This is a genomic window from Mesorhizobium sp. P2_A12 (assembly GCF_056405075.1).
Window position 1 is genome coordinate 1 of the sequence record NZ_JBFUCU010000049.1, and the last position, 8,493, is coordinate 8,493.

Annotated in this window: 8 protein-coding genes and 3 pseudogenes; 1 reads left to right on the forward strand and 10 read right to left on the reverse strand. The window is 58.2% G+C overall.

Going from position 1 to position 8,493, the window contains the following annotated elements:
• Positions 1 to 373: pseudogene (locus tag AC1DZU_RS34890) on the forward strand (hypothetical protein); the annotation flags it as partial.
• Positions 374 to 442: 69 nt separating this feature from the next.
• Here AC1DZU_RS34890 and AC1DZU_RS34895 read toward each other — a convergent pair.
• From AC1DZU_RS34895 to AC1DZU_RS34940, 10 genes and pseudogenes are all read right to left on the reverse strand, one after another.
• Entirely contained in the window at positions 443 to 736 is a 294-nt protein-coding gene (locus tag AC1DZU_RS34895) for a hypothetical protein (RefSeq protein ID WP_477291929.1), read from the reverse strand.
• 197 nt (positions 737 to 933) lie between these two features.
• Positions 934 to 1,224, reverse strand: a complete 291-nt coding sequence (locus AC1DZU_RS34900) for a hypothetical protein (protein ID WP_477291931.1) — start codon at positions 1,222 to 1,224, stop codon at positions 934 to 936.
• A gap of 923 nt (positions 1,225 to 2,147) precedes the next feature.
• Positions 2,148 to 2,531 (reverse strand): cytochrome b, encoded by a 384-nt coding sequence (locus AC1DZU_RS34905; RefSeq protein WP_477291933.1) that lies wholly within the window; start codon positions 2,529 to 2,531, stop codon positions 2,148 to 2,150.
• A gap of 312 nt (positions 2,532 to 2,843) precedes the next feature.
• Entirely contained in the window at positions 2,844 to 3,188 is a 345-nt protein-coding gene (locus AC1DZU_RS34910) for a hypothetical protein (RefSeq protein ID WP_477291935.1), read from the reverse strand.
• A 319-nt stretch (positions 3,189 to 3,507) separates the two neighbouring features.
• Complete coding sequence (locus AC1DZU_RS34915; RefSeq protein WP_477291937.1) at positions 3,508 to 3,777, reverse strand: hypothetical protein; 270 nt, start codon at positions 3,775 to 3,777, stop codon at positions 3,508 to 3,510.
• 714 nt (positions 3,778 to 4,491) lie between these two features.
• Entirely contained in the window at positions 4,492 to 4,620 is a 129-nt protein-coding gene (locus AC1DZU_RS34920; RefSeq protein ID WP_457155120.1) for a hypothetical protein, read from the reverse strand.
• 301 nt (positions 4,621 to 4,921) lie between these two features.
• A pseudogene (locus AC1DZU_RS34925) lies at positions 4,922 to 5,111 on the reverse strand (SAM-dependent methyltransferase); the annotation flags it as partial.
• A gap of 144 nt (positions 5,112 to 5,255) precedes the next feature.
• Positions 5,256 to 6,190: pseudogene (locus AC1DZU_RS34930) on the reverse strand (transglutaminase-like domain-containing protein).
• Positions 6,191 to 6,257: 67 nt separating this feature from the next.
• Complete coding sequence (locus AC1DZU_RS34935) at positions 6,258 to 7,157, reverse strand: transglutaminase family protein (protein WP_477291939.1); 900 nt, start codon at positions 7,155 to 7,157, stop codon at positions 6,258 to 6,260.
• 44 nt (positions 7,158 to 7,201) lie between these two features.
• Complete coding sequence (locus AC1DZU_RS34940) at positions 7,202 to 7,795, reverse strand: SOS response-associated peptidase (protein ID WP_477291941.1); 594 nt, start codon at positions 7,793 to 7,795, stop codon at positions 7,202 to 7,204.
• Between the last annotated feature and the right edge of the window lie 698 nt (positions 7,796 to 8,493).

Below are 8,493 nucleotides of genomic sequence, written 5' to 3' on the forward strand. Positions count from 1 at the left end.
AGTTGACGCGATGCGAATTAGAGCCATGACCGAACAGGACGTCCCTGCCGTATCGAAGCTGCTTGGCGAGTCCTGGCGCCGCACATATGGACCAATCGCAGGCTGGGCGGAAACGGCCAAGATTTCGGACGTCCATCATGCCCCGCAGCAGCTCGCGGAGGAACTGGCGGACACCAACAAGATAGCGTTCGTCGCGGAACGGCCGGATGGGTCTCTCGCCGGCTATGCGATGGCTGAGATGGATGCGGGAGGTGACGTCATGCTCGACCGCCCGCACATAGAAAAAAGTGAATTCGGATCCGGGTTGGCGGCCGACATCCGCCGTACTTGCGGCCCATGTCGGCATCCCGAGCATCGCGCTAGAAGTGCTTGAGGGCAACGATCGGGCGCTGGCATTCTACCGCAAGCACGGTTTTGAGATTGTCGATCGCAAGCCTGCGTCCTATGGCGCAGAAGGACGCATGTCGATCATCATGCGCAAGCTGTTGCCTCGCTCGCCAATGCGGCTTCTCGCTCTCCTCCAGGGGCGGAGGCTCCACAGGGGAGCAAGAGGCTGTCGGCCGTGTTGCCTGACATCACCTTTCAAACCCTGCGCGGCTTTGATGACGGCCTTGCGGCTGTTGCCGTGTTTTACGATCAACTCCCAAGCCAGATCCGGAGTCAAACCGTTCTCCGAGGCGAAGCATTCGACCTGATGGTCGTGAATAGAATCCTGCCTGCGCTTATCGCTGGCCATTTGAGCCTCCGCTCTGCCCTGTTTGAGCTACGAGCGCCATTTTGGCAGCCTGATGCTACCGTGGGGGAATGGCCGGTGCAGTGGGGTGTTGCGGGATACGACCACACCGGCCATTTGCGGGTCGGTCTTTTGGGATTGTCCCCCGCACTGCTTAAGCTAAAGGCATATTAGGGATAGCTCAACTGAGACTGAAGTCCCTAAGTCCCTCGATCGAACGTCGGTTTCCAGTCGCGGTTGCGCGGAGCCTGGATGCCTTCATAGTCAGGAACGAAGGTGAATAACACCGGCCGGCGATCGCGGCCAGCGGCCTTGCACGACGGGCAGCGGAAGAGCCTGACCAAGTCCCAATGCATCGAACCGTGGCCCGGGCCGAGCCGGTCGATGAGCGCTTGGGCGTCGAGCTTTGTCGACTTGCAGCATGCCGGATGTCCGCAATTGACCGTGAAGCGAACGTTGGCAGGCAGGGTGTCTGCGAGGGTCATGGGCATGGCGAGCTCCGTTTGAAAGGGGCGCCGCAACGGGAGGATTATATTCCTCATCTCGGTGAAACTGACAAGACCCAAGCCATCTCGTTTATTTTGATACGAGGGCGAACCGCTCGCAGCCGGTTTGGGAATATTGTAGCTCCACGCCTGTGCCAGTGAAATATTGGCACGAGAACAAGCCCGATGCTTCCTTTTCCTCATAGACGAGCAGTTGGGTGGACGTGGCTACCAACGCTACAGCGGTCCCCGCTGCACTTAAGACTATCAGCACAATGAGACCGGTGATCAATTGCATCCTATCTCACTCCGCTTACAAAAAAGCCCGCCGCCAAGGGCATAGCAGCGGGCCTTTTGACACAGGATTGGCCGGTCGGAATATGGGCTTGGGTGATCCGGCCGATGCAATAAACGACGGCTCCGAAAATTTGTTCCCCCCTGGCCACCACATATATTAGCAACCTCTTGACGAGGCCGGGGACCGCTCCAGAATCTTCCGCACGGCGCGTGAAAATAGGCATTGGAGAGGTTGCGGTGACCGCCACGGTGCGACGGCGGGTCGATGAGGACTTCGTCAGCGTCTCGATCCCCACCTATGATTTTCCGCATTCGAGCCGCGATTCCAGCAAGGTCACGCTCGGGGCAGGAGATCGAGCTTACTCCTGCACACCAATGGTCCGTCGCGTGCGCGGCGATTATGCGGCGAGGCCTTCCTGCGCTTCAAGCATATGCGCGAGGCGCGGACGAACCCGCCCGCGCCAAGCATCGAATGAAGCCCGCGGATCGAAGCAGTGCGGGCGGCGAAATGGTCCCGTCGGAAAAATTTGGAGCTCATAGGGCTCCGCCAGCGAGCGTCCCCCTTGCCGAGTCTCCACGCCGCCGACGCCTCCCCGGCGTCCTGGCGCCTGCCAGTGGCGCCGAGTCTCGCCTCAATTGGACTTGGGAAGCATCCTTGTCAGAACTGCATCGCGGCGGATGAAGTGATGATAGAGTGCGGCCACAGCATGCAAGCTGGCCGCGATCAAAATTCCATTGGCACACAATGAATGAAGTTCGCGAAGCGTGCGCGCCGTAGCTCGATCTGGGGCAAATGGTGTTCGCACCGTGGAGAGGCCGAAGAAACTCAACGCGTCCCCCCAAACCAAGTCACAAGAATGCCCAACACAGGTATCGCGTAGTGCGTAGAGGACTAAGTGGCCCATTTTGGCTGCCGCCCTCTCGTGAGCCGACATTTCGCTGGGAAGATCGGAGGCTCCTCTCAGGCGCAGAACAACCGACCGAAGGATCGCCACGGGGGAAAAAGTCTTCCCCATACGTTAGTGCGTAAAGCAAGACGGCTAGGACAAAGAGGGCCCAGTGCAAGAACGTCTAGGTCGACGTGTATGTGATCATTTCGACGAGGGGCTCCTGTTAAAAGGCTCTTCCCCCTTCGGTTGGCATCCTGGCAGACTTGTGGCCGCAAAATTATGAATAAGTAATATACCCTAGTCAGGCCGAGACCTTGACTTTCACCAGCGCCATGCACTGCCGGGCCAGGCCGATCGGTTGATGCGTATCCTGATCTAAGGCAGGGATGGGTGAGCATCCTGCCGCCTGCCAGTCATCAGTCCCACAAATATCTGGTATCAGAAAATCTTGGATTGACGGATCTTAGCATTGGGGCTGCTTTCGGCGCGAGCTGAAGGAAAGGACAAAGGCTTCCGCTTAGATCGCACGCGATGGTGAAGGGCGAACCGGATGACGTCCGGGTCAAATATGCACTCGGCCAGTGGATGGTGCGAATTGCTGAAGATGGGATTATAAGGCGACAGCTCTTCGAGTCGAAACATCTCGCTGAGAAATTTGCAGAAGTTGAGCGGTTTCGGCTTAAGCTCCCCGGTGAGCTGCCCGTTGATGAGCAAGGTTGAAATTGCAAAAAGGCCCGCCGCCTCATTTGCGAAGCGACGGGCCTCATCACCCCAACCCCACATATGTCGATGCAAACAAGGTGCCAAATCTATTGACCCGTTATGGGGCACCTGGGACGAACGTCGGCTTCCAGTCGCGGAGGCGCTGCTACCGATCGCCTTCGTAGTCGGGAATGCAGGTGTAGATCACCGGCCGCCGGCACGGCCGGCAGCCTTGGGCTGCCGTCTGGGAATTCGTGCTGCAACAATCGTCATCCGAAATTCAATGGACGACTTCATGGCCGACATCTCACGGCAGGGGAGATGGGCGAGCTGGGCTGCCGTGGCGGCGGGTGTGTCCGTCGTCCTGCAAGCGTAGACAGATTGGTTCAATAGTAGCGCTTCAACGCCTCTTCGGCTTCGGCGTGATCTCCTCGATCTGCGTCTTGTTGATATGCCCGGAGCCTTGGCCATATCCTTCGTAGTCAGCGGCGTGCGCCGATGCGACTTCTCGATAATGCTGACGATGTAGGTCGTTACTTGCTCTCTCTTGTTCCAGCAAGCTGATGTATTCCGTATCAAAGGCCTTACTGTTGTTCCGCTCCATTCCCTGGAGATAGAAATACGGCAACGCAAAGGCCAAAATCATACTTATGCCGATTGCACCCGCCATGTGACTGCCGCCGCCAAGCCAACAAAAACAGCAACCACACTGCCGGCTATCGCCGCCTCCGCCATACTAGCCCAGAAAGGACCAAATCGGGGCGGCGGCGCGACCGAGTCCGCCCATTGCCTGGCCTTGAAGCTAATGCGTGCAGCATCCAATCTGACAATTCCCGATATCGACGCGGAAATGACCGGTGCAGGGGATGCTTGGGCGAAGCGAGCCGCATCCCCAACGCGTAATATTAGATCGGGAAGGCCCGTTTTGTCGTTAAGGGATTGCCTGTCGCCTTCGGCTGTGGACTACCTGTGGATAACTCACTTGCGCATGTGTCTGTGTGCAGGGCCTCGCCAGCCGCACGTCCTGGCGCGTCCCTGTGGCCGCGTGCCACCGCAATTTTAGACGAACTGCACCTTACGAATCCGTAAGGCGCGCATGAGCCCAGCCTAATATTAGTAGCTCATGAACAAGCCGCATCCCGCCTCCGACAACGAACCAGCCAATCGACCCTACGAGATTTAAATGTTTGCCGAAAAGCACGGATTAACGTTGAAAGCGGCGGAGCTGATATTGTTTGCGAACGGACCGTCGCGTGTGCCTGTGACGCCGCAGCGAAGGCCTTCCTCACCGCTCTGGCAGCACGACGATCTCAATTCTGGCCCGGTCGTCTGCCAGAGCAAACCTCGTTTGAACCAGGCTTTGAGGACGTCGCCGACATCGGCTTCATTGCGCGGCGATGCCGTGTGTTCCGGGGTGCGTTCTGGCGAACAGTAGGTGATTGGCGAGCGAGATCGACAGCATCACGATCAGAGCTGCCGACACCATGAGCAGGATTTTGTTTCTGTCACTCATCGTCGATTTTCCCGCAATTCGAAAATCAAAATGCGCGACGCGGCGCAAGGTTGCTCACGCCCGCAAGTTCCGCGAAAAGATGACCTAGCGATGCCTTGGAGCAGTGGTGCCATCGCTCCATTCACCGACGACGCAGAAGGTTCGGTCGCCGGTCCTGACGAGCGCCGCTTTGCGGAAGCCCCCGACGTCGAGCGTCGCCTTCTTGGCGCATCGATGAATGCCTGTTCCTTGCCGGGCTTGGTGCGAAACCGAACGACATTGTAAGTAGTCATGCCTTCCTCCAATTGTTGCACAGCGAACGTTAGGGGCGGGCCTCGAGAACCATGTTAAACGGTGTCTCGGTGGCGCGACGGAAGCGGCGGAAGCGGCCGCCGGTAACCACCTTGCGCTGTCTGGCCTCGCCGGCCTGGGCGCCGAGGGCCGAGCCCGACCTCCTGGAAGAGCGAGGCCGTGCAGCTGAAGGTCGAGGCGGCGTAGCGGCCGACGGGGTCAGGTTGGCCGATAGCTGGTGCGGTCATACATTCGCCGCGCTATAGATGCGGCCGCGCGACGCCAACACTCGGACCCAGCCCTTGAGGATTGTTAGCCCCGGCAACAGTAACGAGCCCGCAGCCCTTATGGTCACATCGATCAGATCAAGGTGAAGACTCGGGATTTCCGACAGGATCCTCCGACAATTGGTCCGTTTGGACTTCTTCCGTGACAACTTTGAAGCCAGCAAGTCTGGATGCGCCGAAACTGGTTGAGAGAGCAACATCAGTCGCGTCGCAACCCGTCGCCATCAGGATCCTGCCTATGCGCGGGCGGTTGTGCCGAGCATCAAATGTGAACCAGTGACCGCTTAGATATGCTTGGAACCATGCGCTGAAATCCATGGGATCCGGCACGGGAGGCACGCCGATGTCGCCGAGATAACCGGTGCAATAGCGCGCGGGAATATTCATGCAGCGGCACAGTGAGATTGCCAGATGTGCAAAATCGCGACAGACGCCGGTTCGATCTTCGAAGGCCGACCCTACGAGATTTAATGTTTGCCGAAAAGCACGGATTAACGTTGAAAGCGGCGGAGCTGATATTGTTTGCGAACGGCGCCATAGGCGGTCCGCAGCGGATTGGCGGCTTGGTAGTTGAAAGCGATGTGATTGTGCACGAAATTGCAGATCGCCTGGACTCGGGTCCAACCAGGTGTGGTATTGCCGAATTCCGCCCAAGTGATGTCACCAAGCCGATCGGTGTCGCAATAGCGGCTTCCGAGCAGAAACCTGAGCACGTCATCCGGCAGGTCCTTGATATCGTGCTGAACAGCGTCTGGCATGACAACATCGGACTTGCCAGTGTCGTATATTTCGAAGCTCGTCGATACCGTCGTCAGCCCTGCCGGCGCTTCTATTCTCGTGCACGCGTTGCCGACAGCATCCATGTAGCCGCGAGCCTCGATCGGGCGATCAAAGCCTATGATCTGCTCTGTGAGCAGATCGACGCGGCGTGAGGGATGAATCTCAAGGACCAGCAGCATTGGGGTCGGCTGCGGGCATTCGTAGGTAAGGCTGAAACCTGCGCGGATGCGCATCGATGCTCCAATGTTCTAATTCAGGAACCGGGCAAACTCGGGGTTTGCAAAACAGTTCCGGAGAACATCAGACAGCGCTAATTTTTGTTGGCGCGGTTTCCTTCGCCACCTTCACCTCAACGCTCATATCCAGAAAACTTGACGCGCTTCCGGAGTAACTTCCGGAAAGTGGGATGGCTTGTCGGGGATGGCGAGCCACCGCCACCCTGATCAAATCTCGGTTGCCGACAATGCCGTTGGTTGGATCAAACTCGATCCAACCGGCCCCGGGCAAGTAAACCTGGCACCAGGCATGCGTCGAGCCACCGCCGCGGACAGCATCACTATCGCGGCTCGGCACATACACATAACCGGTCACGAAACGAGCAGCAAAGCCAAGCGAGCGAACCGCTTCCATCATGAAAAGCGCAAAGTCCCGGCATGTGCCTTTGCGCAGATGCAAGGTTATGAGCGGTGGTTGCGTTCCGGTTTCGAACCGGCGGGAATATACGAAGCTCTCGGGGATGGCGTAGCAGAGCGTCATCAACAGTTTTCCGGTCTCGGTCTGTCCTGCGGCACTGACAAACTGTCGTGCCCATTTGCCGACCTCGTCACCATCATCGGCGTGATGGCGCTCCATTGTTTGCGCGAGGTCTACTACCTCGTCGGGATCGTAGGAGAATGGATAGTTGAGCGCGGCCTCATCGATACGGAAATCGGGCGCATGCTGCGGTGTGTGATCGAGCCGAATGTCCGTCGCGAAATGAAGTTCATCGGCCGGGCCGTTGAAATCGATCACGGCTACGCAGTTTCCAAAAACGTCATGGATCCATCTAATCTCCCTCGGCTCAGGCCTTACGGATAGGGCGTGATCCAGAAGTCGTTGATCGAAACTGTCGCGCGGCCTGAACATGAGCCTGTGCTCGCCAAACTTCACAGGCCGGTTATAGCGATAGACAGTGGTGTGCTTGACAGAAAAGATCGGCATCAGCGTCCGTCAATAATCCTGGCACGTTTCCATCAACCTAGCGCCTAATCGGACCTTGAACGAACTGTTTCCGCTTCTAGCGATCCTCCAGGCAGTGGTCGCAAAAGCTCAGCCTCTGGCCTTGTCAGATGGATCCACCCACTCCAGTCAGCCGGCTGGAGCACAACAACTTGCCGATTGTGGTAAGGCGCCACATCTGGCCCGGGCTCGGTCGTGAGCATCGTGAAGGTTGGTGGCTTGTTGCCTACTCCTTCCTTCCACAACCCGGCGATGGCCATAAAGGAGGAGCCATTCAGCGAAAATCGATGCTTTGCCTTCGGATACTTCGTCCCCGTGAACTCGAAGAACGCTGAGGCGGGAACAAGGCAGCGCTTGCTGTTGGCAAACTGTCGACCTTCGGAGCGGAAGTTGAATACAGGTCCGCCCTTTGGCCCCGACGGAGGAAAACCAAACGTCATCGAAACCAGTTCGATGGCATCACCGGAGGCGCGCATGGTCGGAGCTCGGTCGTTGATGCGGATGTCGTCTGCCTGCGGCAGATCCAGTTCAGTTTGGTGGGTAGGGATGTTGATCGCCAGCGACTGCATCATCCGGCAGTATTCTGCCCAGGCGATATGCTGCTCGTAGTCGTTGCACATCGGAGACTCCGCACAGTGGATTGATCTAATCCAAGATAGCGCCTGGAGATCGTCCAAACAGGATCAGCTCGTGCGATGAGGCGCGATGATGGCTCTAGAGGGCACTCTGCGGAAACCGATCGTCGATCCATTCCTTTTGTGTTTAGCACGACGCCGTCTTTTGTGGCGCGGCCTGGTGAAGGGCGACGATACACGCTAACCGAAAACTGTCGCAATCTCAGGCCTCCCCGAAATAGCGCGCGCGATCGTCTGACGGTGCCTCGTGCGGTGCCGATCGGCCCCAACGATGCGATCCCCAGCGCCAAGGCAAGATCGACGCCGAGCATGACGCCGAAATGGCGCGCCGCGCGGCGGCTACCTATTCGCCGGAGGTTCTCTGGACCTGCACAGTGGTGTCACCCGGCGAGGCCTGTGCGACGTGCGCCGGAACGGTTTGCTGGGGCGGATATCGGTCGGCTGTGGTGTGCCTTTCGGCGAGTGAACTAGGGGGCTACATCTGTTGCCGACTGGGCGGCATCCAGTTGTTCGCTGAGAACGGCGGCAACGCTGGCGTGAGGCTCAGCAAACCCAGCGACGACGAGTTGACGCGATGCGAATTAGAGCCATGACCGAACAGGACGTCCCTGCCGTATCGAAGCTGCTTGGCGAGTCCTGGCGCCGCACATATGGACCAATCGCAGGCTGGGCGGAAACGGCCA

What these genes read in the sequence shown, in the direction of transcription:
- AC1DZU_RS34895 (WP_477291929.1), bottom strand. Translation starts at nt 736, where the DNA reads ATGGCCAGCGATAAGCGCAGGCAGGATTCTATTCACGACCATCAGGTC.
- AC1DZU_RS34900 (WP_477291931.1), bottom strand. Translation starts at nt 1,224, where the DNA reads ATGCCCATGACCCTCGCAGACACCCTGCCTGCCAACGTTCGCTTCACG.
- AC1DZU_RS34905 (WP_477291933.1), bottom strand. Translation starts at nt 2,531, where the DNA reads ATGGGGAAGACTTTTTCCCCCGTGGCGATCCTTCGGTCGGTTGTTCTG.
- AC1DZU_RS34910 (WP_477291935.1), bottom strand. Translation starts at nt 3,188, where the DNA reads ATGTGGGGTTGGGGTGATGAGGCCCGTCGCTTCGCAAATGAGGCGGCG.
- AC1DZU_RS34915 (WP_477291937.1), bottom strand. Translation starts at nt 3,777, where the DNA reads ATGGCGGGTGCAATCGGCATAAGTATGATTTTGGCCTTTGCGTTGCCG.
- AC1DZU_RS34920 (WP_457155120.1), bottom strand. Translation starts at nt 4,620, where the DNA reads ATGAGTGACAGAAACAAAATCCTGCTCATGGTGTCGGCAGCTCTGATC.
- AC1DZU_RS34935 (WP_477291939.1), bottom strand. Translation starts at nt 7,157, where the DNA reads ATGCCGATCTTTTCTGTCAAGCACACCACTGTCTATCGCTATAACCGG.
- AC1DZU_RS34940 (WP_477291941.1), bottom strand. Translation starts at nt 7,795, where the DNA reads ATGTGCAACGACTACGAGCAGCATATCGCCTGGGCAGAATACTGCCGG.